This window comes from Acidovorax sp. HMWF029, from assembly GCF_003060895.1.
Classification (GTDB): Bacteria; Pseudomonadota; Gammaproteobacteria; order Burkholderiales; family Burkholderiaceae_C; genus Acidovorax.
In genome coordinates this window covers 1-1,466 of sequence record NZ_QAIH01000318.1, presented here as the reverse complement: position 1 = coordinate 1,466, position 1,466 = coordinate 1, and the positions used below count along the sequence as shown (strand labels likewise).

1 protein-coding gene is annotated in these 1,466 nt (G+C 64.7%); it reads left to right on the top strand.

The features are described 5' to 3' along the window. Positions 1–112 precede the first annotated feature (112 nt). Positions 113–1,466: IS21 family transposase (gene istA, locus DBR12_RS21040; protein WP_108619004.1), on the top strand; the 1,354-nt coding region annotated here is incomplete at its 3' end.

The following is a 1,466-nucleotide window of genomic DNA, read 5'->3' as shown; positions in this document are numbered from 1 at the left end:
TGTTGGTGCCGATGCAAACCTGACCAGCTAAACCGCAAAGTGCCAATCCAATATTGACCAGGGTGTTCCACTGACCTGCTGAGAATTTCAGCAGGGATTCAAGGTGATCACCATGGACATGATTGGCAAGGTCAGGCGCATGAGGCTGCGCGACCAACTCTCTCTCAGCGAGATCGCAAAGCGCACGGGCCTGTCGCGCAACACGGTCAAGAAGTGGCTCAAGGCGCCCGGCGATGTTGCCCCGAAGTACGAGCGGGTGAAGCTCGATGGCAAGCTAACTGCGTTCGAGCCGATCCTGCATCAAGCGCTCACAACCGACAGCCATCGCCCCAAGCAGGGACGGCGCAGCGGCCGTGCCTTGTTTGCTCAGATACAGGCCCAGGGCTACCGCGGCGGCTACAGCGCCGTCACCGACTACACCCGTCGCTGGCGGGTGGAGTCTGCAGCCAGTCCGGCCAAGGCGTTCGTTCCGATGAGCTTCGAGCTGGGCGAGGCCTTCCAGTTCGACTGGAGCGTCGAAGCCATGGTCGTCGGCGGCGTGTTCTACAACGTGCAAGTGGCGCACCTGAAGCTGTGCGCCAGCCGTGCCTTCTGGCTGGTGGCCTACCCCAGCCAGGGCCACGAGATGCTGTTCGATGCCCACACTCGCTCGTTCCAGGCACTTGGCGGCGTCACCCGGCGCGGCATCTACGACAACATGCGCACCGCCGTGGACAAGGTGCAACGCGGCAAGCAACGCACGGTCAACGCGCGCTTCGCAGCCATGTGCAGCCACTACCTGTTCGACCCCGACTTCTGCAACGTCGCCTCTGGCTGGGAGAAGGGGGTGGTGGAGAAGAACCTGCAGGACAGCCGCAGGCGCATCTGGATCGAAGCCGCGACCCGTCGCTTCGGCTCGTTCATCGAACTCAATGCCTGGCTGAGCGAGCGGTGTCGTTCGGTGTGGAGCGACACCACGCATCCGATCCACAGGCAGTTCACCGTGGCCGAGATGTGGGAGTTGGAGAAGACTCACCTCATGTCCATGCCGGCCCCCTTCAACGGCTACGTCGAGCGGCTGGCCCGGGTCAGCAGCACCTGCCTGGTGGCCGCCGCGCGCAACCGTTACTCCGTGCCGTGCGAGTGGGCCGGCCACATCGTCAGCACCCGCGTCTATCCCGAACGAATCGATGTGGCGGCCGCAGATGCCGTCGTAGCCAGCCATGCCCGGCTGCCGGGCAGTGGCCAGACCAGCTACGACTGGCAGCACTACATCGACCTGGTGCAGCGCAAGCCGGGCGCATTGCGCAATGGCACGCCGTTCCTGGACCTTCCGGCGCCGTTGCTGCGTTTGCGCCAGTCGCTGCTCAGGCACCCTGGAGGAGACCGGGTCATGGCGCAGGTGCTGGCCGTGGTGCCGCAGGCCGGGCTGGAAGCGGTGCTGGTGGCCATCGAGCTGGTACTCGAAGGCAGGGCCCCCAGTGGCA